Origin of the sequence: Marinobacter piscis (assembly GCF_007671655.1) — a bacterium.
In the GTDB taxonomy this organism is placed as follows: Bacteria; Pseudomonadota; Gammaproteobacteria; order Pseudomonadales; family Oleiphilaceae; genus Marinobacter; species Marinobacter piscensis.
In genome coordinates, this window is the sequence record NZ_VCGX01000002.1 from 324,118 (window position 1) to 346,062 (window position 21,945).

Genomic DNA, 21,945 nt, shown 5'->3' on the forward strand with positions numbered 1-21,945 from the left:
AATCAGTGCCCTCCCTGTTTGGTCGGCTGCTCATTGGGATCGTGGAGCTCAAACGATGTGTGTGCGGCAGAAAGCGGGCGCTTGGGACGCTCGGACTGGGTATCAGGCTCGGCCTCAGAGCTCTCCATCCCTTCATACAGAACCCGCATGAGGTAATACACCCCGGCAGAGAACACGAGCGAGTACACCACGATATAACCGATCAGTGTGAACAGAGCCATGCCGCCCGTCAGTGAAGGGGTGACCGACTCAGCCTGAGTCATCAGGCCGTAAACCAGCCAGGGCGCGCGGCCGAATTCGGTCACAAACCAGCCAGTCAGCACAGCTACAAAGGGGGCGACGCTCATAAAGCGCATACCTTGCAGGAACCAACCAGAGCGCCAGTAGCGGCCACCGGAGCGCAAAATAAGGCCGGCGACAGCAAACAGGATCATCAACAGCCCCAGGCCAACCATGATTCTGAACGACCAGAATACAATACCGACAGGCGGTTGCTCGTCGACTGAAACTTCCTTCAGACCAGGAACCTCACCATCCCACTCGTGGGTAAGGATAAGACTGGCAAGCCCCGGGACCCCGATTTCAAACAGGTTTGACTGGCTTTCCTGGTCCGGAATGGCAAACAGCAGCAGCGGTACGTTGCGGGAGGTTTCCCAGTTACCTTCCATTGCCGCCACTTTTGTTGGCTGATGCTCAAGGGTGTTCAGCCCGTGGAAGTCTCCGATGACCAGCTGGGCAGGAGCAAGAATCAGCAGCAGCCAGAGGCACATTGATAATGCCTTGCGGTTGGCTTCTACTTCCCGGCCTTTGAGCAGATACCAGGCGCTGACGCCGGCTACAACAAATCCACCGGTGAGGAACGAAGCCGTGACTTTATGAAAGAAGCGCAACTGAAAGGATGGGTTAAAAATTGCTTCACTCCAGGAGGTAACGTGAAACACACCGTCTCTCAGTTCTGCGCCGGCCGGTGTTTGCATCCAGCTGTTGGCAGAAAGAATCCAGAAGGCAGACAGGAAGGTGCCAATGGCTATCATAATTGCAGAAAACAGGTGTACGCCCGGCGGAACGCGGTCTCGCCCGAATAACAATATGCCAAGGAAGACCGCTTCAAGGAAGAAGGCAGTAATAACCTCATAGCTCAGCATCGGGCCCAGGAAGTTTGCAGATGCCTGGGAGAAGTTACTCCAGTTGGTGCCAAACTGGAACGACATAACGATGCCAGAGACTACGCCCATTGAGAAAACCACCGCAAACACTGTGGTCCAGAACGACGATAGCTTCATCCATACCGGGTTTTTCGTTTTGTACGAAAGCCCCTCAAGTACGGCGATATAAGAAGCAAGTCCGATGGTAAACACCGGGAAAAGTGCGTGAAATGACACCACAAACGCGAACTGTATTCGCGAGAGGATGAGAGGATCAAGCTCCATAGGAACCCTCCGGTAAGGTATCGTTACAACAAGCGAGGACAGCACACCCGTTCATTCGCCGCCATAGAACTAACAGCTATATTGTTAGTACTGGCAGGTGGTAAGTATGCTACCTGATATGATAGCAAAGCAGAAAGGACAAATTGTCGCATACATTGATAAAACACAATAAGGCTGGAAGAATGCGCATCTATCAAGAGAGGGTCCTGCCGCACATCATAGATCGTGCCTGTTCCGTCGGCCAGGTCATGAAGCTGAGACGTCAGCTTGTACCGCGCGCCCGGGGGCGCGTACTGGAAGTTGGTATGGGCTCCGGGATTAACCTGGCGCTGTATAACCCGGAAGCCGTAGAACTGGTTTATGGCCTTGAGCCTTCCGAAGGTATGCGACGAAAAGCGCAGCACAACCTGAGTTACTCACCGGTGCCGGTCGAGTGGCTGGGGCTGCCCGGTGAAACAATTCCTCTTGAAGATGAAAGCGTTGATACGGTTTTGCTGACGTTTACGCTGTGCACAATTCCCGACTGGCATACGGCGCTTGAGGAAATGAAACGGGTGCTCAAGCCCGGTGGCGAACTGCTTTTTCTGGAGCATGGCGAGTCACCGGATAACACTGTCCGTAAATGGCAAAACCGGATCAACCCTGGCTGGAAGAAAATTGCGGGCGGGTGCAACCTGAACCGCAATATCGCAAGCCTTATCAGTCAGGCCGGATTTGAGCTGGAGACGCTGGAGACGTTTTATATGCCCCGGGCACCCCGGATAGCCGGTTATATCTATACCGGTGTGGCGCGCAAACAGGTTATGGCCGAAACAGCTGTATTAAAATAAACAAAGGGAGAGGTTAGATGAGGTGGAAAAGTCGAGTTAGTACTGCTTTTGCAACCTTGCTTTTAGGCACGGGTACTGTGTACGGACTAGAGGGTGACGTTGCATCCGGCGAGGCAACAGCGGCGGTATGCGTAGCCTGTCACCAGCCTGATGGCTCTGGGGTTAACGTACCGGGTGGTGAGTCCTGGCCAAAGCTTGCAGGGCTCAATGCCAATTATCTTTACAAACAATTAGTGGATGTAAAAGAGGGTACGCGCACAAGCCCAACCATGCAGCCCTTTGTCAGCATGCTGGATGACCAGCAGATGAAAGATGTGTCCCTGTATTACAGTCAGCTTGAATCAACTGAAGGCAAGGGTGATACAGATGCAACGGAAGAGCAGCTGGCCCTGGGGAAAAAACTGGCCACCGAGGGAGACTGGGATCGCTATATTGTGCCGTGCAGTAGTTGTCATGGCCCGGACAACCAGGGGGCCGGTGATCATTTCCCGGCAATTGCAGGCCAGCATGCAGGTTATATTGCCGATCAGTTACAGGCCTGGAAAAGTGGCAGGCGTGATAATGACCCGCAGCACCTTATGCTGGCGATTGCCGAGCGCATGAACGATGAAGACATACTTGCGGTTTCACAGTGGCTGTCCCGTCAGCCAGCGGTGCAGGGAGGAGAAAAATAATGGCTAGCTTATTGAGCATGCGCCGACTTCTGGTGGCTCTTGTAGCCGGTGTGCTGGCTCCAGGGGTTTATGGAACCGAGACCAGCCCGCGGGTACCAACGAATGTACCGCAGCCTGAAGAAGGTCAATTTGTCCATGTTCCGCCAACCATGGACGATCTTGAAAACAATGACATGCACCCGGAGTTAAAGCGCGTTATCAGGCGTGGGCGCGATCTGTTTGTAAATACTCAACAATTGCGTGGTAAAAACGTATTCAACAACATGAACTGCAACAGTTGCCATATGGGAGAAGGGCGCTTGCCATTCTCAGCACCTGTCTGGCCGGCCGCTGTTGTATTGCCGAATTATCGTGGCAAGAATGACCATGTAAACAACCTGGAAGAGCGGATTGCCGGTTGCTTTTCATTCTCGATGAACGGCAAGCCTCCTGAATATGGCAGCGATGACATGGTTGCGCTGGCCGCCTATCACCAATGGCTGGCCAAAGGCGTGCCACGCTATCAGGACGGCAGCACTATGTATGGCCGTGGCTACCCCAGGCTTCCTGAGCCGGAAGAGGGCATGAGCTTTGAGCGGGGTGAGCAGGTGTATCAGGAAAGCTGCGCTATCTGCCACGGGGAAGACGGCAGCGGGCTGGTCCAGAACGGTGAGGTTGTATTTCCGGCGGTGTGGGGTGATGACTCCTATAACTGGGGAGCGGGCATTACCCGTCATTTTACCCTGGCCTCGTTCGTGAAGCACAACATGCCGCTGGGTCAGCCAAACAAGCTGACAGATCAGCAGTCCTGGGATGTTGCCTATTATATCAACAGTCATGAGCGGCCCCAGGATCCACGCTATACCGGCGATGTGAAGGAAACGCGGGAAAAGTACCTTGAGACCTTTCATAAGCACACAAATTATGGCCTGGAGGTGAACGGCAGGTTGCTGGGGGATCACGAAAACCTGGGCGGGGAAAAAGACTTTCTGAAGCCGGAAGTTTTGCGTTCACGCAGTTTTACCGCTGAGTAGCTTTGGACTGCCGCCAGTTTTTTGGTCTGGCGGCAGTTTTGAATTGCGTTATCAGCCAGGGCCTTATACAATCCCGACCGTTAAATCCTTCCTGCATGCTCCGGTGGTGGAATAGGTAGACACTGGGGATTTAAAATCCCCTGCCGTATGGCGTGCCGGTTCAATTCCGGCCCGGAGCACCATTAATCTCAAGTTTTCCTGCGTTGTTTTCAGGGAGCGTCCTGTTCAGGTAATGGCTGGATGCTATTAATGTCGCCTGTCGGGACCGCCGGATCATCACCCATGATGACGTAAATCCCACCTACGATGATGGCAATGGCAACAAGTGCTTTCAGTATTCTGGAGTTCAGCATTGGCTCCTCCTGCGTCTGAAATGATTGAATCTTCCTCAGGTTCGACAACCCGGATATCCTGTCCGATACTGATGCTTCTTCATTTAATTTCCGGTTCCTGTCATACAAGGTAGTTAAACATGTCTGACCTGCTAACGCGTAACACTGACGACAACGGTATCACGACACTGACGCTCAATCAGCCTGAGCGGCGCAACAGCCTCTCCATGGACATGCTTGATGCGTTATCGCAAGCGCTTACAGATATTGAAGCCGATGGCGCCACGCGAGTCGTGGTTCTTGCTGCCTCTGGTAAAGTATTCAGCGCCGGCCACGATCTGAAAGAAATACGCGACCAGCTGGATAGCCAGGCCTTCCAGTTGGCGCTGTTTAACCGGTGCAGTGAGGTGATGCAGCAGGTTGTAAATCTCTCCAGGCCGGTTATTGCCCGTGTGGCAGGCGTGGCGACCGCAGCAGGCTGCCAGCTTGTGGCCAGTTGTGATCTGGCCGTGGCGGCGGATACAGCACGCTTTGCAACCCCTGGCGTCAACATTGGTTTGTTCTGCTCAACCCCTATGGTGGCCTTATCCCGCAATGTCTCCCGTAAGCATGCGATGGAAATGCTGCTTACCGGCGACATGATCAGTGCAACCCGTGCGGAACAGCTGGGCCTGATCAACCGTTGTGTAGATGAATCCGAACTGGATGAGGCTGTCTTTACCATGGCCCGCACGATTGCCGGGAAATCCGGGCATACGCTGAAGATAGGAAAGGGCGCGTTCTACAAACAGCTTGAAATGCCACTGAACGAAGCCTACGCCTACACGGCAAGGGTTATGGCAGAAAACATGCGCGCTGACGACGCGCGGGAAGGCATCTGTGCGTTTCTCGATAAACGCGAGCCTGAGTGGAAAGACAGTTAACAGTCGTTGCTTTAGTGTTTTACCAACCTGAGGCGGTTTTTCTTGATTATCGTTAAGACAGGGCTATGATTTAAGACAACAACAATAAACCTTGCATGGAGCAGGCAAATGCTTAAGGGACTAAGGCAAGCCAGTACTGGTGGGATAGTCGTTGTATCATTTGCGCTTATGCTCAGCGCGTGCGGCGGCGGCGATGATAGCGATAGCGGTGGTTCGGGCGGTCCGTCGACTGAGCTGAAGCCAGGTGTATACGACATTGGCACGGACATGGGTGGGGTCCTTAGGGAAGGGCTTAGCCTGATTAGTCCGACAACGGGCGAGTTTGTCTCGGGCTTTGTCGACAATGTAGAAGGTTCGGAGGTTAAAGCCTTTGCTTTCGGTAATATAAAGTTTTCCTCCGGAAAAATTTCAGGTTCCATCGTGGAATACAAAGCAACCCCTAGCCCATGGAAGCTAATCGAGGGTACTCTATCCGGAGACGTTGTGTCTTCTGAAAGGGCAGATCTGATCGCCTCAAAGAATGGAAAAGTGAATTCGATTAGTGTGCTTCTGCGAAGGTCGGGAGTTAGTGACTCGGGAATAACCTTAGAGAAACTCTCTGCCACATATTCTACACCCGATAGCACGTCAGCTATAACGATAACTGAAAATGGCGAAATCACAGGAGACGCTCATTCCTGCAGCAACATCCTGGGAGAAGTTGTCATACCTGATACAAGTATTAATGTTTTTAAAGTGACCTACAAAGCTGAAGCTTTTAATTGTAGTGGGCTTCCCAGTGAAGAAGTGTTGGGCGATGACCTAAAGGGTGAATATTCTGGTCTTGGCACATTTGACGAGCATACCAACAAACTCATATTTTATACTCGCAACGACAACGAAAAAGTAGCGTGGATGTTCGAAGGTATAAGGCATTAGCCACCTGTGCTTGCTGTTACAAATCCAGTGTGCAGCAAGCACAACCCTGATTCCTTAAAGTGTATCCCGGCCAGGCGTTGGCTCGATGCAGTTCTGTTCCCCCAGCGTGAGGCGGTCTCCGGATTCAATTCCATTTGCCGCAAAAAAGCCTGCGTTCATTTCGACCGCGATTATAAACTCGACTCCGGCAGGGTAGCTCGGGCAATCTGCCCCGCTAGAGGATGCACAAGGCTTCATGTGCCGGATGTTACCAATGACCCCGCTCTCATCCAGATAGGCGATATCCAGTGGAATGAGGGTCTGGTACATCCAGAAGCCATGGTTCGGGCTTTGCAGTTGCTGATACTGAAACAACATGCCCGAATCACGGGCCAATGAGTCTCTACCCATCAGGCCTTTACGGCGCTCCTGTGGCGTCTGTGCGAGTTCCAGACTGACGTTGACTGCATCTGAATCCGTTACAAAGCATCCGGCGACAACCGGCAGTCCGGAAGCCGTTTCTGCGGCCCCGGAGCCGGCAGTACAGCCTGCCAGTAATGCCGAAAAATAAAGGAAGATGCAGTGGTTTCGCATCAGGGGCGCAACCGGTAACCGGTTTTGAAGATCCACCAGATACCTGCCATGCAGGCCAGCAGGAACATAAGGGTCATACCGACACTGATTCCGATATGCACGTCAGAAACACCATAGAATGCCCACCGAAACCCACTGATCAGATACACCACCGGATTAAAATAGCTGATGGCCTGCCAGATTTCCGGGAGCATATCGATGGAGTAGAAAGTGCCACCGAGAAAGGTCAGCGGGGTCACAATCATCATGGGCACAATCTGCAGTTTTTCAAAACCGTCGGCCCAGATCCCGATGATGAACCCGAACAGACTGAAGGTCACGGCCGTGAGTACCAGAAAGGAAAGCATCCACACAGGGTGCAGTACGCTGTAGTCCACAAACAGGCGTGCGGTTGCCAGTATGATCAGGCCCAGTATGACCGATTTGGAGGCGGCTGCACCCACGTACCCGAGTACCACTTCAACGTAGGATACGGGGGCGGATAAAACCTCGTAGATAGTGCCGGAGAATTTCGGCATGTAGATGCCGAATGACGCATTGGAGATGCTTTGCATCAGCAGTGACAGCATCACCAGCCCGGGAATGATATAGGCACCGTATTCGATGTTATCGATATTACCCATGCGCGAACCAATGGCGGAACCGAAAACAACAAAATACAGGCAGGTGGAGATGACCGGAGAGAGCACGCTTTGCATCAGAGTGCGTCCCATGCGGGACATTTCAAAATTGTAGATGGCTTTAATGCCGTAAAAATTCATGCCTTTCTCCCGTTAACCGCAACCTCACTCATGAACCAGCCCTACAAAAATTTCTTCCAGTGAGCTCTCCCGGGTGCGCAGGTCGCGATAATCTATGCCAAGGTCTCCGAGGGTTCGCAGTAAGCGAGCCACGCCAGCTTGTTCCTGCTGGGAGTCGAACGTGTAGATTAGCTCATGGCCGTCTTCGGAAAGCTCCACCGGCTCCAGCATGAGCTGTCCCGGGATTTGCTCCAGCCGGTTCTGCAGTTGCAGACGAAGCTCTTTTTTACCCAGCTTACTCATCAGCTGAGCCTTGTCTTCCACCAGAATGATTTCCCCCTGGCGTATAACACCAATACGGTCAGCCATTTCTTCGGCTTCTTCAATGTAGTGGGTGGTCAGGATGATGGTGACGCCGTTTTCACGGAGCTTGCGTACCATTTCCCACATATCCCGGCGCAACTCTACGTCTACGCCCGCGGTCGGCTCATCCAGAAACAGGATCTGGGGTTCGTGGGAGAGGGCCTTGGCAATCATCAGGCGGCGCTTCATGCCCCCGGAAAGGGTCATGATGCGGTTATTGCGCTTGTCCCATAGCGAAAGGGCCCGCAATACCTTCTCGATATGGCCGGGGTTGGGTGCTTTTCCGAACAGGCCCCGGCTGAAAGACACTGCCTTCCACACGGTCTCAAAGGCGTCGGTGTTAAGCTCCTGCGGCACCAGCCCGATTAACTCACGGGCTTTGCGGTAGTCTTTTACTATATCGTGACCGCCCGCCTTTACTTCACCGGACGACATGTTCGCCAGGCCACATATGATACTGATCATTGTGGTTTTTCCGGCTCCATTAGGGCCGAGCAGGGCGAAAATCTCGCCGCGCTTTATTTCCAGGTTGATATTTTTAAGGGCCTGAAAACCACCCTCGTAAACCTTGTTCAGGTTCTTAACGGATATGTCCGGCTGCACGACCGTGTCCTGTTTCTGAAGTGGGTCAGCGATAAAGCGTGGCATTTTCTCATGTATGGCGCCGATTTAGAAATCTTTGCCTTGAGCGGGATAGTGTCCATAATGCCCTGTGTTTTCAATACGGGATTCAACTGGGTATCGTTATGTTTCGCACCATCGCAGTAGTGGGAGTGATTGCAGGGCTCATCCTGATCGCCTTTTTCGGCGCCGAAGGGCTCCGTAATGATCAAGAACATACGACGGAGACCAGCAAGCACGCCTGTGACCTGCTCGCAGGGCCTTGCGAATGGGAAACCGCCTCCGGGGCCTGGCAAGTCCGTCTGGAGATGGTTGGCGGTAGCAGCGCGGAAGCAGACTACCAGCTTACGGTTGATGCGCCTGCGTCACAGTCGCGCTTTCTCGCGGTCCTGCGTGGTGAGTCTATGTATATGGGCGAATACCCTGTGCCTTTAAAGCCAGGAGCGGATGGACAGTATTCTGCCAGATTCTCGGCGCCCCTGTGCACGGAAGATGCAGCGATGATCTGGCGTATCGAGCTTCAGAACGGGCAGGAGCCTCTACCTGAACCTTCACCAATCAAACTGATATTCCAGGCGCAGCATTAAGACGCTCGTTTCCTTACAGGAAATCTGATGACCATTATTCTGACACTGCATACACTTCTGGTTCTCACGTTTACCATCCGGATTCTGCTTCGTGATGACCTGTCACCTCCGGGTCGCCTCGCCTGGTTTGTTGTGCTTAACCTTTTGCCTTATTTTGGCAGCGCGATTTATTTCCTGTTCGGTGAAACCGATATCGGTAACCGGGCGGACGTGCGTCACAAGGAAATATTCCGTGAAATCCGGGCTAAAGCGTCCTGGTTTATGGGGGAGCCGGACAATACAGATAGCCTGATTGAGCCTACGTATCAGCCGGGTTTCCGGTATGCAGCCTCTATCAATGGCTTCCACCCATCTGCCGGGAACCGGGCGGAACTGATGAGTGATGGCGACGAAACCCTGACCCGGATGGTTGCCGATATTGATGCAGCGACAGACCATGTTCATGTTTTGTATTACATCTGGCTGGATGACCGCACGGGGCGGGCGCTTGCGGAAGCTCTGATGAGGGCGGCGCGTCGGGGTGTTACCTGCCGGGCTATGGCTGATGGGTTGGGCTCGCGCAAACTGATCAAGTCGGAACTCTGGCAGCGCATGCAACAGGCGGGGGTGCAGCTGGCTGTAGCTTTGTCGCTGAAGCACCCCATTCGTACCATTCTCACCAGCCGCCTGGACCTTCGTAATCACCGAAAAATCACTGTGATCGATTCCCGTATCACCTATTGCGGCAGCCGGAATTCGGCGGATCCGGAATTCGAAGTTAAAGCCAAGTATGCGCCCTGGGTGGATATTATGCTCCGGTTTACCGGGCCGGTTGTTGTGCAGAACCAGCTTTTGTTCGCCAGTGACTGGATGCACGCCACCAGTGAATCCCTGGATGGTATTGCGTTATCCCGGGGACCGGTCGAAGGCGGGTTTCCTGCGCAAGTTATGGGAGTTGGCCCGACCGAGCGCCACGGCGCCACGCCACATCTCTTTGCCAACCTGATTGCTTGCGCTCAGAGCGAGCTGACCCTGACCACCCCTTACTTTGTTCCGGATGCAACGGTACTGGAAGCGCTCTGCGCAGCTGCCTTTCGCGGGGTTAACGTGTCGCTGATTTTTCCCAAAAAGAATGACAGCTGGATTGTGGCCGCGGCCAGCCATAGTTATTATCACCGGCTGCTTGATGCCGGCTGCATAATCTATGAGTTCGGGGAAGGGCTGCTGCACGCAAAAACACTGACCATTGACGGAAAAATCAGTCTGATTGGCTCGTCAAATCTGGATTTGCGCAGCTTTGACCTGAATTACGAAAACAACATCCTGCTACAGGATGAGGCCACAACCCAGGCCATTGCCGGTCGTCAGCAGACTTACATCAGCCGTTCCGAGGTCGTTGAACTGTCCACTGTTCTTCGCTGGCACTACCACAGGCGGATCTGGCATAACGTGATCGCAACCATCGGCCCGGTTCTGTAAAACTGTGGTACAAAACACTGGAAGTGCTTAATGCGAAGAAGTTTAACAACAGGCAGTGTGCTTTTGGCGCTGTCTCTGGTTGCCGGGGAGGGCTTTGCCAGCCTTCCCGATACCCTCGTCCATGTTAATAGTGTACCGGAAGGTACGGTGGGGCTGGGCGCGGCTGTGCGCAAAGGATCCAGTCCATACGTTGGGGTTAACAATATTTCCGGTGTGCTCAGTAGTGAAAAGGCAGATCTGGTTCCGCTTTACCTCTATGAAGGTAAGCATCTGTTTGTGCGCGGTACATCATTGGGGGCGCACCTTTTAAAGCATGACTGGCTGGAAGTTGACCTGTTGGCAAAGTATCGGTTTGATCGCCTCGAAGCCGATGCGAACACCTACTTTAATGGCCTGCGTGACCGGGACCAGACCGTGGATGCAGGCTTTTCCGCCACGGTTAACGGCAACTGGGGCGCGCTGTCTGCTACCTGGGTAAATGACATCTTTGGCACTCATAACGGCTATGAGCTGGATCTCACTTATCGCTACTCCTGGAAATCCGGACGCTGGTCACTGACGCCGTTTGTCAGCTATATATACCAGGACAGTGATCTGACCGATTACTATTACGGAGTGGAGGAGCATGAGGCGCTTGATAACCGGCCTCTTTATCAGGCTGGCTCAGCGGAATTCTGGCGCTCTGGCCTGAATGTCTCCTACCGCGCCACCCCCAGACTGATGCTGTTCGCTAACATGGCCTCTGAGCATGTTGATAGCGAAATCTCGAACAGCCCGCTGGTGGATGAGCCCCAGATAAACTCTGCGACCCTCGGCTTTGCTTATATGTTTGGTAACGCCTTGAACGATTCAACCAAACAGCCAAGCTCAGAACGCTCTGGAGAGTGGTCATGGCGCCTGAATTATGGGTACCAGGCAGAGGGCCCCTTTACCCGAACGCTGACTGGCGATCTGCGAAACAGTGACGACGTTGAGGCTTATGTGGGCGGGCTGACGTTCGGTAAATTGATTTCCGATGGCAAGTATATTGACTACTGGGGAAGGCTGTCTCTGAACCGTCGCTTCGAAAATGGCAACCAGAGTGATTTTGGTGAATACAACGCTTATGTAATGGCCATGACCACTGCACATTCTCCATGGAGCCACGAAGAATGGTTTCGCTTTGGCATTGGTTTCGGCTTTTCCTATGCCTCCCGGGTTCCCTATATAGAAAAGGTGAAGCAAGCTGAGCGGGAGCGTAACACCTCCCATTTTCTTAACTACCTTGAAGGGCAGTTTGATGTGCCACTCCGGCTTATGTTTGATAACAAAGCCGTGAGAAACTGTTACGTGGGTCTGTCGTTGTTGCATCGCTCCGGCATATTTGCCAAGTCAGACATTCTGGGTAACGTCTCGGGCGGCTCGGATATGGTGACCGGTCACATCGAATGTAAGCGTTGAAGAAAATACATTGACGTCTTAGCAGGTAGGCATGGTTTGCAGGGCCAGTTTGCGACGGATATATCGCCCGAGCGCATCCACACCGATGTTAAGCAGGGCGGTGATCAGAATCAGCACCATAGCCCGGTCAAAGCGGATGTTCTGGATTGCACTGTCTACATAAAACCCGAGGGTGTAGATCCCCAATATGCCGAGAATTGCAGTCTCGCGCATGATGATTTCCCACCGGTAAAACAAAAATGCCAGAAATGAATGGTATACACGAGGCACCAGTTCCCAGCTGTATCGGTTAAACCCGGTGGTTGCGTCGGCACGGAGTTGGATGGTGTTGGTTTGCCGGCCAATCAGGTGGCCAATAATGCCGCCATTGTGCAATGCCAGAGCCACAACCGCCGGTAGCATTGAGGGTCCCCAAAGCTGTAGAAGAATGTACGCCAGAATGTATTCCGGGGTGGAGCGCGCAATCACCAGAAACACATGCCCTGCCGTTCTCCGGACGGGGCCACCGAAATGATTTGAGATCAGAGGAAACGCGAGCAGGGTCAGAATCCCTGTGGCCGCCAGGGCAATCTGGGTCAGTACAATGGTATTCCAGACTCCCGGCAGGGCCTCGTTAATCATCAGATCGTTCAGCCAGGGCATAAGGCCGGTCACGCCTTCGCCGCTGCGCAAGGGGGCCGGCACAATGTCTTCCGTGAAGAACCGCTGCACATTGCCCCAGATAATGGGCATGCCCTCACCAAGAAAGAAAGGCGCCCCGATGATGTAGACCGGCAGCAGCTTAGGTCGTACCCACAGCGGCATTGTGGCTATCAGCACGTAGAACAGAATGAGCATGGCGCCGGCATCGGAATACATGCCCTGGGAAAAGGACGATTCCAGATAAAAACCAAGTGTCGGCAAACCAACGAAACCAAGGATGGCACTGGAACGCAGCCCGCATTCGAGCCGGTATGCTGTGTATGTGCGCATCTTCACCCAGCAATCGGGAATCCGGGTATAAAGAAATGTGGTGACGATTCCGGTTCCGGGAGGCAGGGCACGGCCCGGGTCCGGGTCGGCTTCATCCAGAATTTCCGAATATACTTTGGCGAAAATTCCGGCATAAGGAATGGCAATGGCCAGTACACCGGTGAGGGGATGAAAACCAAAGAACTGCAGAAAGATCAGTGCCCAGAACAGCTCATGAATAGCCCTGACGAACGCGCAGAAAATTCGCACAGGCAGAGACCGGTACACCAAAGCCAGCAGGAAGCCGGCGACGCCTCCAAGCACAACCCCGACGAACGCAAACGCAACGGTTCGCAAAAGCGCCGTAAGCAACCCTTCGGTGCTGAAAAAGCTGGGAGTTATAATACCCAGAAAGAAGTTGCCCAGATCTCGCCATGGATTAGAGGCCGTGATGGCAATATCGGCAAACAGAAGCCCGGCCAGTGCAATGGCTAAAAAAATAAAGCTGACTCGAACGGTCGGGGAAGTAAACATGAAGCTGGCCGGCTTACCTAGTAAAGAGACATGATGTCAGACGCCACGAGGTTTTCCCGGGGCTGGTCCAGTGCCACCTGACCATTCTGTATCCCGACGATCCGGGTGCAGTAGTTCAATGCCAGTTCTACATCGTGCAAGGCGATAATACTGGTGGTAAAGCGATCCCGAAGGAGAGTCATGACCGAGTTCGCCATAGGTCCGTCCAGTGCCGAAACAGGCTCATCCGCTAATAATACCGGGGCGTTACGGTAGATTGCCCGGGCAATGGCAACCCGTTGACGCTGTCCGCCAGACAAAGAGCTTGCAGGTAACCGGAGTTTTTCGGCCATACCCAGAGCCTGAAGCAGTTCCTGCACGTCGGTGCGGTCCCGGGCGAACGGGCGGGCAAGCGTTAGCGTGTTGTACCATGTAGCATGCTGATCCAGCTGCCCCATAAACACGTTATGGAACACAGACAAGGCGTTGACCAGCCCAAGCTCCTGCGGAATGAGTGACGCGTCACGGTTAACACGTTCGTGGATCAGCCGGATCAGCGTAGATTTTCCCGCCCCGCTTTTACCCACCAGCGCCACCTTGTCACCCGGGCTGACCTGCAGCGACAACGGACCAATAACCCGCTTGCCGCTGAATGAAGCCGTAAGATGAGAAAGATCAAAGCCTGACATCAATCGAGGATTCCGATCTCTTCCGCTGTTTTGCGAATGGGCTCGTAGTCCTCATTGGATGCCGGGATGAATCCAGAGCGCGGAAAGCTTTCAAGCAATTCAGGATCCTTCAGATCAAGCAGAGCCTGGGTCACGCGCTGTTTGAACCCATCGCCAAAACGATCGTTGACATCACCGCGAATGGTCCACTGATAATCCGGGTAGGCGGGTGTTTTCCACACCACCTGAACGGCTTCTGTGTCAATGTTTCCATCGGCCTGTTCTTTTTCCCAGACTTTGAAGTTTAATGCGCCAGCGTCATAGGTGCCGGCTTCCACAAGACGAAGTGTTCGAGTGTGATTACCGCTGAACCCTACTCGTTTAAAAAAGTCGGCAGGTTTACTGTCGAACGTGTCACGCACATAAAACTCGGGCATGAGACGACCGGACGTTGAGCCCTTGGAGCCAAATGTGAAGGTTTTACCCTTTAGCGGCTCTCGTAACTCTGCCAATGTGTCCGACGGTTCAATTCCTGTATGGGTGTTGGCGATAAAATAGGTCTGAAAGGCCTCGTCTTCCACGCCCTGGGCGATGGCTTCAGAGCCCGGAACCAGCCTGCGGGCCTGCACACCGGAAAGGCCGCCAAACCAGGCCAGCTGGACCTGGTTGTTACGGAATGCTGAGATGGCAGCCGCGTAGGATTTAACCGGAACATAACGTACATCGACATCCAGTTGCCCGGAGAGGTAATCTGCCACGCCCCGAAAACGCTCCACCAGCTTTGTTTCGTCTTCATCAGGAATCGCTGTGAACACAAACGTTTCGGCAACCGCAGAGGCAGCGGTGAAACATAACACGCCAGCAAGCGCCAACTTCCGTATAGTATTAAACGCCATTTGAAATCCTTTGTCGGTTGTCTTGTTGAAAAGGCAAAATAGACAGACGGGCTGCACTAGTGGCAAACAGGATACTCTGATTCTGCACAGGCCTGAACCGCTGTGTTGGGTTGCAAGTTCAGACAGATCAAGTATAAGCAGGGGACAGACAGGGCTGCACGGGCTTTTTATACTAAATCAGACTATGTATATCACTATAATAACGCCTGCCGGCCAGGGCTCCAAAGCCGGCAACAGGGCGACAGCTGAGCGTTGGCAGCGGCTCCTTGTGCAGGCAGGGTACTGTGTATCGGTTGTTACAGAGTACAAAGGTGAGCACTGTGATCTGCTCCTGGCACTTCATGCCTGGCGAAGTCATGAGGCAATACGCATCTTTGAAAAGTTCTGGCCCGATAAACCCCTGATTGTTGCTCTTACAGGAACGGACATATACCGGCACCAACAAGAGTACCCGGAGCAAACCCTGCATTCCATGCAGGCCGCAGACGCACTCATAGGCCTTCATGCGAACGTTGGTGATGATATACCGGAGCGTTTTCGGGAAAAACTGTTAACCCTGTATCAGTCTGCTGAACCACCTGCCGGTTACAGGAAGCCCCCTGGTAACGCCGAAACCAGTGCTGATACTTTCGAAGTATGCGTGATCGGGCATCTCCGGGACGAAAAGGATTCATTGCGGGCAGCGTTTGCTTCCAGATTGTTATCGCCTGGCTCGCGCATCCGGGTGTCCTGTGCGGGAAAGCCACACAACCGCAATTGGCAAACCCTTGCGGAGCAGGAAATGCAGAGTAACCCGAGGTTCCGCTGGCTTGGCGAACTGGAAAAGGCAGAAGCTCTGCAGTTAATGGTGCGGAGCCAGGTTCTGGTTATGAGTTCGGTTATGGAAGGCGGAGCCAATGTAATATCCGAGGCATGCAGGGCAGGCCTGCCGGTTATTGCCTCGGATATTCCCGGCAACATCGGGTTGCTGGGTGAGGACTATGCAGGTTATTACCCCGTGGGTGACACTCACTCACTTGCAGCGCTTATGGAGCGCACTGAACAGGACAATGGGTTTCTCCAGCTCTTGCGTCGCCAGGTTGATCAGCTGGCCGGCCTGTTTACACCGGAAAACGAACAGGCTTCGCTGGAGCAGGCGGTTTCCCTGGCCCTCAAACGCTGCTCCGGGAAGGCTTTTTGAACCTAGTCTCTCAAGGTAATCGGCTCAATTGGCCCGGTTTCATCCTGTGGTGTTATCCGCCCGATAATCGTCGTGTGGGGGTAACCCAGTGCTTTGAGTTCACGGACACAGGCCTCGGCTTTGTCTGCAGCCACACTTGCCAGCAAACCACCCGCTGTCTGGGGGTCAAAAATCAGCGGGTACCGTGGATGCTTTACCCACTTTTCCTGGTTCCGGATGCCGCGGCGCAGCCGCACGTTGGCCGGTTGCAAAGAGCTCAGGATACCTTCGGCTGCCGTTTCTTCTGCGCCGGGAAGAATCGGGATAGCAGACAGATCAAGCTCGGCGTCTACGCCGGAGGGCCGGGTCATTTCAACGAGATGGCCCAGCAGTCCAAAACCGGTTACATCTGTGCAGGCTCTGGAGCCGAAGTATCGCAGGCAGTCTGCTGCTTTTTTATTGGACTGGATCATTGATGCGAGGGCGCTGTCTATCCAGCGGCCTTTTGCCGCTAACCGGGCATGAGCTGCAAACAAGGTTCCGGTGCCCACGGGTTTGGTGAGTATCAGAGCATCTCCGGCCCGTAAGCCGCCTTTGCTCATTACCTCATCCGGGTCAATCAGTCCGTTTACTGCGAAGCCCAAAGCCAGTTCGCGGCCTTCGCCGGTATGTCCACCCACCAGTGCACAGCCGGCTTCATTAAGCACTTCAACGGCACCGGACATCATCTGGTAGACCACGTCTTCCACCTTGGACTCAATGCCATAAGGAACAGTCGCGACCGCCGTTGCGCTTTGCGCCTCCGCTCCCATGGCAAAAACATCGCCCAGGCTGTGGTTGGCAGCAACACGGCCAAATGTATAGGGGTCATCAATAAACGACCGGAAAAAATCGACGGTATGCACCACGGCTTTGCCTGGTGGTACCTGCAGAACCGCGGCATCATCCGGCGCGTGCAGCCCCACAAGAATATCATCGCGCTCAATGGGCCGGAGTTCACCCAGGGCCCTGGAAAGAACCGTACTGCCGACTTTGGCACCACATCCTCCACAGCGCATGGCAACAGCTGAGATGGCTTGCGACGCTTCCTCGGGGTTCTGGGCGGCGGACGTGTCGGGCAGGTTTGCTGATTCTTCCATGGCAGGAAGATCCGTAAATTTTTTCATGAATCGACGGTCGATCCAGTCTTTCCAGCGCCAGACCAGAGCCCCCTGGAAAAACCTGTCGCTTCGGGAGGCGACTGCAAATTTATCGCCTGTAGTGATCAGGGCCAGCCAGGATTTCTGGGGGTGGAAATCCCTGGGTGCTTTGCCCAATGCTGATCGTTTCAGATTATCCGCAAGGGGAGGCCCCTGACGTACAGCAAACACCCCGGCTTTTTCTCTGGGGTGATTGATCATGTTGGCGATATCCCCTGCCGCATAAATGTCATCGTCATTTTCTGCCTGCAGAGTGTCTCGGACTCGTAAAAATAACCCTTCGTCCAGCGCCAGCCCTGTGTCTTTCAGCCAGGCCGGGCCGCCGGCTTTGGTTACCCAGAGAACCTCATCGGCTTGCAGGGATTCGCCCCCTGCAGTCTGGAGCACCCCCTCACTGACTTTTTGCACGGGCGACCCCAGGTGCAATTTAACGCCTCGTTCAGTAAGGGTCCTGCGAAACACATCCTGAACTTTGCGATTGTGGGTGGGCAGGATCTCACTGGCCGCATCCAGTAAATGGAAGTGCAGTTGCCCGGGATCCCGGCCGCGCTGTGCCAGTTCGTTTTTCAGACGGTATTGCATTGCCAGTGTCAGCTCAACACCTCCGGCGCCTGCGCCCACAACCGCGACGGTTAATGGGCCGTCGTGATTCTCAATGCGCGACAACAAGGCCAGCCAGCGGTTGTTAAATCCGGTTATGGGTTTTACCGGGACTGAGTAACGGGAGGCGCCTTCTACCTCATTCACCCTGGGTGAGGATCCGATATTGATGGACAGGGTATCGTATGGGACATCCGGTCGGCCTTTACAGATTACCCGCTTGTTGTGCCGGTCAAGACCGATTGCTTCCGTGCGATAGAACCTGGCGCCGGCAAATTCTGCCAGGCGGCTCAGGTCTATGTGAACTTCGTCGTAGCTGTAGTGTCCTGCCACATAACCTGGCAGCATTCCGGAGTAGGGGGTGTGAGTGTCACGGCAGATCAGGGTCAGACGCACACCGGGAACAGGTTTCATGGCAAACCGTTTAAGTACCCCGACATGACTGTGCCCCCCGCCAATCAAGACGATATCCCTTAAAACAGGCTGGTCAGGCGCTTGCATCAGTTAATTTTCTCGCCATGAGGTGTTTCCTTTAAGGTGCTGAGTTTATAAAGGTCTGTTCTGCGATCTTTAATATTGGTTACCGAACCCTCGTTGCGCACCAGGGTGAGTTTTTCCAGGTCCATGTCAGAAAACATAATCATCTCGGTGTTGGGTGTTGTTTCTGCCATCACAGCGTCGTGAGGGAATGAGAAGTCCGAAGGAGAAAACACTGAGGACTGAGCGTACTGCACGTCCAGGTTTTCCACTTTCGGCAGGTTGCCAACACTGCCGGTGATCACCACATAACATTCATTTTCGATGGCCCGCGCCTGGGCGCAGTGGCGGACTCTCAGGTAGCCGTTCTTTGTGTCTGTCCAGAAAGGCACACAGATAATATCCACTTCCTTGCTGGCCGCAATGCGTCCCAGTTCGGGGAATTCAATGTCGTAACAGATCAGGATTGCAACACGCCCTGCGTCTGTATCAAACACTTCAAACTGATCACCGCCTTCTACGACCCAGTCGCGACGTTCGTGGGGGGTAATATGGATTTTGCGCTGTTCATCCACCCGGCCGTCACGATGGCAGAGGTACGACACGTTATACACCCGGTCATTTTCCAGCAAGGGCATGGAGCCGGTGATGATATTGATATTATAGCTTACGGCCATCTCCGACATTCGATCCCGGAACTGCTCTGTAAAGCCTGCGAGAAAGCGAATGGCACGGGTCTGGTCCAGTTGGTCAGTGAGGCCCATTAGCGGAGCGTTGAAGAACTCGGGGAACAGGGCGAAGTCACTTTTGTAATCGGAGAGGGCGTCTACAAAGTACTCAACTTGCTCAAGCACCTCCTCAACCGAAGCAAACTCGCGCATCTGCCATTGTACAGCGCCCATGCGTACCTGGGTTTTCTTCTCATTGAGTACGGAGGAGGGGGGCGTATAAAGGATGTTGCGCCATTCCAGCAAGGTTGCGTACCCCAGTGATTTCTCATCCTCCGGCAGGTATTTGTGCATCAGCCGGGTTACCTGGAAATCATTGGAAAGCTGGAAGCTCAGAATCGGGTCGTAGATATCCTTGCGGTCGACCCGGTCAATGTACTCCGCCGGTGAGTACTGATCCGAATACTTGTGGTAACCGGGTATACGCCCGCCGGCAAGTATCGCGCGCAGATTGATCGAGCGGCAAAGCTCCTTACGAGCTTCATACAAACGGCGTCCCAGCCGGTAGCCGCGGTATTCCGGATGAATGAATACATCCAGGCCATACAGCGAATCACCCTTCGGATTGTGCCAGATCTGCTCATTGCGCAGAATCAAATCATCGTAGGTGTGAGGGTTGCTGAACCGCTCATACTTAACCGATACGGTGAGGGCAACCGCAACCAGTTGATCATTGTCCTCAATGCAGATCTGGCCATCCGGAAACTGTTCCACCAGGGCTTTAATTGTATCCCTTGGCCAGGCGCCGCCAATGTCATCATACACCTGGTCCATGAGCACCCGGAGCTGGTCATAGTCATCAAGGGTGAGATTCCGGAGGTTCAGATACAGTTCTTCATGGGCCATCAGGCAGGACTCCAGTATGGCGTAGGGGTGAATAGATACCCCAGTTTATCAGATGATATTAAAGAGTTCGTAGCGGTGGCCGTAAACAGGTGTAAATCAATGCCGGGAGTTCATCGTGCACCTTACATTCGGGAAAAAACTGTTGATCGCCTTCAGTGTTCTGCTCATTCTGGTGATGGCCGCGTTTACTATCGCGGGCAATCTTCGCCTGCAAAACACAACTGAGCGTTATGTTGATTCTTTAATCAAAAATACGGCTGCACAGAATACGGCCAGTATTGCCGACTGGCTTAATACTCGGCTCAACATGACCGAAGCAACCGCCAAAGCTCTGGAGCAATCAACCAGTGACCGTCAGGCGCGCACACTCTTACAGGCAGCGTCCACCGGTGGCAGGTTCAAGGATGTCTATGTGGGGCGCAGTGATGGCTATATGCTGATGGAAACGGCAGAAGATGAGCAGAGTCTGCAATCGGATTATGATCCGCGATCACGGCCCTGGTATAAACGGTCGATGGAGCTGGGTCACTCATCATTTACTGAGCCCTACCGCGATGCGAACACCGGTGAACTGCTGATTACAGCGCTTGCACCGGTCAGGCGCGGAGAAAACCAGGGGGTCGCAGGTGCAGATATCACTCTGAACACCATTGAAGATATGCTTTCGGTTATCGACCTGGGGGGCAATGGTTACGCTGCACTGATCAGCCGTGACGGAGAAGTGCTATACCACCCACGGGAAAGCCTGATTGGTGAAAATATCAACAATCTGCTTGGCGCAGCCCCCGACCTTAATGGCGAAGTGCACAGTTTTCAGGACGGAGAGATGCCCTGGACGGCCAGCTTTCATGGGATCAGTGATGCACGGGGCGTAGACTGGTACCTGGGAACCTTTGTGAATGAAGACAAAATAAATGCGCCGGTACGTACAGCCGTTATCACGGGGATCGTGATTGCAATCATTGGGCTCCTGGTTTCCCTTGTTGTTCTGCATCTCGGGATTCGTATTCTCATGGCCCCGGTACGCCGGCTGAATATTGCTATGGCGGACATTGGCTCATCAAATGAGGCAGATCTCACCCAACGCCTTGATGACAGTGCGAAGGATGAGTTTGGTGAGCTGGCTGCGAACTTCAACAAGTTTGTCGAAAAAATCCATGAGGTGGTTAGCGAAGTGCGGGAGGGAAGCACGGAGCTCGCTACGAATGTAGCTGATCTCAGAAACACTTCAAAAACAAGCCGCACCAGTGTTGAGAAACAGCAGGCAGAAGTGGATATGGTGGCGACGGCGATTAATGAGATGTCGGCTGCGGCCAACGAGATTGCCCAAAACGCTCAGCAAACCGCAGATGCCGCCAATACAGCCGATGAGGATAGTCGTGAGTCTCTGAGCACGGTCTCGGCTTCCCGTGATGCGGTGCAGAAGCTGTCCCATGAGGTCAGTGCAGCTGCCGAAGTGATCGATACACTAGGTAAAGATGTTGCTTCGATTACCTCCGTTCTGGAGGTGATTCAGGGCATTGCTGAACAGACCAACCTGTTAGCGCTTAACGCCGCTATTGAAGCAGCGCGCGCAGGCGATGCGGGGCGCGGGTTTGCGGTTGTGGCGGATGAGGTGAGAAATCTGGCCCAGCGCACGCAATCAAGCACTGAAGAAATCAACAATATGATCGAGCGTCTGCAGACGGGCGCCCATGACGCAGTGGAAGTGATGAAAGCCTCAACGGCGGTTTCCAACGTCAGTATGGAAAAGGCGCAGGACGCTATGGATTCTCTGAACCGTATTGCTGAAGCCATCACTTCCATCAGTCAGATGACCTCACAGATCGCAACCGCATCTGAAGAGCAGACGTCTGTAACTGAAGAGCTGAACGCCTCAATTACACGTATTGCGGATCAAGGCCAGGAAGCGTCGGAAGCCACAAGCGAGAACGATGTTTACAGCGGGCAGATTGAGGAAATAGGCCATACCCTCAACGAGAACGTCTCCCGGTTTCGGGTCTGAC

20 protein-coding genes and 1 tRNA gene are annotated in these 21,945 nt (G+C 53.6%); 11 read left to right on the top strand and 10 right to left on the bottom strand.

What is annotated here, in order from left to right:
• Positions 1 to 2: 2 nt before the first annotated feature.
• Complete coding sequence (locus FFI95_RS07220; protein WP_144821758.1) at positions 3 to 1,430, bottom strand: cytochrome ubiquinol oxidase subunit I; 1,428 nt, start codon at positions 1,428 to 1,430, stop codon at positions 3 to 5.
• A gap of 182 nt (positions 1,431 to 1,612) precedes the next feature.
• Here FFI95_RS07220 and FFI95_RS07225 point away from each other — a divergent pair, with 182 nt between their 5' ends.
• The 4 genes from FFI95_RS07225 (at position 1,613) to FFI95_RS07240 (ending at position 4,129) form a co-directional block, all read left to right on the top strand.
• The gene (locus tag FFI95_RS07225; protein WP_144821759.1) at positions 1,613 to 2,260 is read left to right on the top strand and encodes a class I SAM-dependent methyltransferase; all 648 of its coding nucleotides are present in this window, start codon (positions 1,613 to 1,615) and stop codon (positions 2,258 to 2,260) included.
• A gap of 17 nt (positions 2,261 to 2,277) precedes the next feature.
• Positions 2,278 to 2,934 carry a c-type cytochrome gene (locus FFI95_RS07230; protein ID WP_144821760.1) on the top strand — a complete coding sequence of 219 codons (657 nt, stop codon included), beginning with the start codon at positions 2,278 to 2,280 and terminating at the stop codon, positions 2,932 to 2,934.
• The gene (locus tag FFI95_RS07235; protein WP_218975808.1) at positions 2,934 to 3,947 is read left to right on the top strand and encodes a c-type cytochrome; all 1,014 of its coding nucleotides are present in this window, start codon (positions 2,934 to 2,936) and stop codon (positions 3,945 to 3,947) included. Before FFI95_RS07230 ends, FFI95_RS07235 begins: the two co-directional genes overlap by 1 nt.
• Before the next feature lie 97 nt (positions 3,948 to 4,044).
• Positions 4,045 to 4,129, top strand: a tRNA-Leu gene (locus FFI95_RS07240).
• Between the two features lie 27 nt (positions 4,130 to 4,156).
• On the opposite strand, the gene FFI95_RS15380 is transcribed toward FFI95_RS07240, so the two are convergent.
• Positions 4,157 to 4,300 (bottom strand): hypothetical protein, encoded by a 144-nt coding sequence (locus tag FFI95_RS15380; protein WP_178974788.1) that lies wholly within the window; start codon positions 4,298 to 4,300, stop codon positions 4,157 to 4,159.
• A 119-nt stretch (positions 4,301 to 4,419) separates the two neighbouring features.
• Between FFI95_RS15380 and FFI95_RS07245 the strand changes: the two genes are divergently transcribed.
• Both FFI95_RS07245 and FFI95_RS07250 read left to right on the top strand, forming a co-directional pair.
• Positions 4,420 to 5,202 carry an enoyl-CoA hydratase gene (locus FFI95_RS07245; RefSeq protein WP_144821761.1) on the top strand — a complete coding sequence of 261 codons (783 nt, stop codon included), beginning with the start codon at positions 4,420 to 4,422 and terminating at the stop codon, positions 5,200 to 5,202.
• Positions 5,203 to 5,310: 108 nt separating this feature from the next.
• Positions 5,311 to 6,120: a hypothetical protein gene (locus FFI95_RS07250; RefSeq protein ID WP_144821762.1), complete on the top strand. Its 810-nt coding sequence runs from the start codon at positions 5,311 to 5,313 to the stop codon at positions 6,118 to 6,120.
• Between the two features lie 54 nt (positions 6,121 to 6,174).
• Here FFI95_RS07250 and FFI95_RS07255 read toward each other — a convergent pair whose 3' ends face one another.
• The 3 genes from FFI95_RS07255 to FFI95_RS07265 are packed head-to-tail and all read right to left on the bottom strand — an operon-like array spanning position 6,175 to position 8,399.
• Positions 6,175 to 6,693 (bottom strand): DUF192 domain-containing protein, encoded by a 519-nt coding sequence (locus FFI95_RS07255; protein WP_144822421.1) that lies wholly within the window; start codon positions 6,691 to 6,693, stop codon positions 6,175 to 6,177.
• Entirely contained in the window at positions 6,693 to 7,454 is a 762-nt protein-coding gene (locus tag FFI95_RS07260) for an ABC transporter permease (RefSeq protein ID WP_144821763.1), read from the bottom strand. Before FFI95_RS07260 ends, FFI95_RS07255 begins: the two co-directional genes overlap by 1 nt.
• A 24-nt stretch (positions 7,455 to 7,478) precedes the next feature.
• The gene (locus FFI95_RS07265) at positions 7,479 to 8,399 is read right to left on the bottom strand and encodes an ABC transporter ATP-binding protein (protein ID WP_144822422.1); all 921 of its coding nucleotides are present in this window, start codon (positions 8,397 to 8,399) and stop codon (positions 7,479 to 7,481) included.
• A gap of 143 nt (positions 8,400 to 8,542) precedes the next feature.
• On the opposite strand from FFI95_RS07265, the gene FFI95_RS07270 reads away from it, so the two are divergent.
• From FFI95_RS07270 to FFI95_RS07280, 3 genes are read left to right on the top strand one after another with little or no spacing between them, the layout of a single operon-like run.
• On the top strand, positions 8,543 to 9,004 hold the full coding sequence (locus FFI95_RS07270; RefSeq protein ID WP_144821764.1) for a hypothetical protein: 462 nt from the start codon (positions 8,543 to 8,545) through the stop codon (positions 9,002 to 9,004).
• A 27-nt stretch (positions 9,005 to 9,031) separates the two neighbouring features.
• Positions 9,032 to 10,462, top strand: a complete 1,431-nt coding sequence (gene cls, locus FFI95_RS07275; RefSeq protein ID WP_144821765.1) for a cardiolipin synthase — start codon at positions 9,032 to 9,034, stop codon at positions 10,460 to 10,462.
• Between the two features lie 30 nt (positions 10,463 to 10,492).
• Positions 10,493 to 11,902: a MipA/OmpV family protein gene (locus FFI95_RS07280; RefSeq protein ID WP_144821766.1), complete on the top strand. Its 1,410-nt coding sequence runs from the start codon at positions 10,493 to 10,495 to the stop codon at positions 11,900 to 11,902.
• Between the two features lie 18 nt (positions 11,903 to 11,920).
• Here the strand turns inward: FFI95_RS07280 and FFI95_RS07285 are convergent, their stop codons facing one another.
• Genes FFI95_RS07285 through FFI95_RS07295 form a run of 3 tightly spaced genes read right to left on the bottom strand, consistent with a single transcriptional unit; the run spans position 11,921 to position 14,930 of the window.
• Entirely contained in the window at positions 11,921 to 13,387 is a 1,467-nt protein-coding gene (locus FFI95_RS07285) for a PhnE/PtxC family ABC transporter permease (protein ID WP_144821767.1), read from the bottom strand.
• A 17-nt stretch (positions 13,388 to 13,404) separates the two neighbouring features.
• A complete protein-coding gene (locus tag FFI95_RS07290; RefSeq protein WP_144821768.1) occupies positions 13,405 to 14,055 on the bottom strand; it encodes an ATP-binding cassette domain-containing protein in 651 nt (216 codons plus the stop codon).
• A complete protein-coding gene (locus FFI95_RS07295) occupies positions 14,055 to 14,930 on the bottom strand; it encodes a putative selenate ABC transporter substrate-binding protein (protein WP_144821769.1) in 876 nt (291 codons plus the stop codon). The genes FFI95_RS07290 and FFI95_RS07295 overlap by 1 nt, the downstream gene beginning before the upstream one ends.
• Positions 14,931 to 15,114: 184 nt before the next feature.
• Here FFI95_RS07295 and senB point away from each other — a divergent pair, with 184 nt between their 5' ends.
• Positions 15,115 to 16,110, top strand: a complete 996-nt coding sequence (senB, locus tag FFI95_RS07300; RefSeq protein WP_144821770.1) for a selenoneine biosynthesis selenosugar synthase SenB — start codon at positions 15,115 to 15,117, stop codon at positions 16,108 to 16,110.
• 2 nt (positions 16,111 to 16,112) lie between these two features.
• Here the strand turns inward: senB and selD are convergent, their stop codons facing one another.
• Complete coding sequence (gene selD, locus FFI95_RS07305) at positions 16,113 to 18,389, bottom strand: selenide, water dikinase SelD (RefSeq protein ID WP_144821771.1); 2,277 nt, start codon at positions 18,387 to 18,389, stop codon at positions 16,113 to 16,115.
• The gene (locus tag FFI95_RS07310) at positions 18,389 to 19,939 is read right to left on the bottom strand and encodes a bifunctional GNAT family N-acetyltransferase/carbon-nitrogen hydrolase family protein (RefSeq protein ID WP_144821772.1); all 1,551 of its coding nucleotides are present in this window, start codon (positions 19,937 to 19,939) and stop codon (positions 18,389 to 18,391) included. The genes selD and FFI95_RS07310 overlap by 1 nt, the downstream gene beginning before the upstream one ends.
• A 115-nt stretch (positions 19,940 to 20,054) precedes the next feature.
• Between FFI95_RS07310 and FFI95_RS07315 the strand changes: the two genes are divergently transcribed.
• Entirely contained in the window at positions 20,055 to 21,944 is a 1,890-nt protein-coding gene (locus tag FFI95_RS07315) for a methyl-accepting chemotaxis protein (protein ID WP_144821773.1), read from the top strand.
• Position 21,945: the final 1 nt, after the last annotated feature.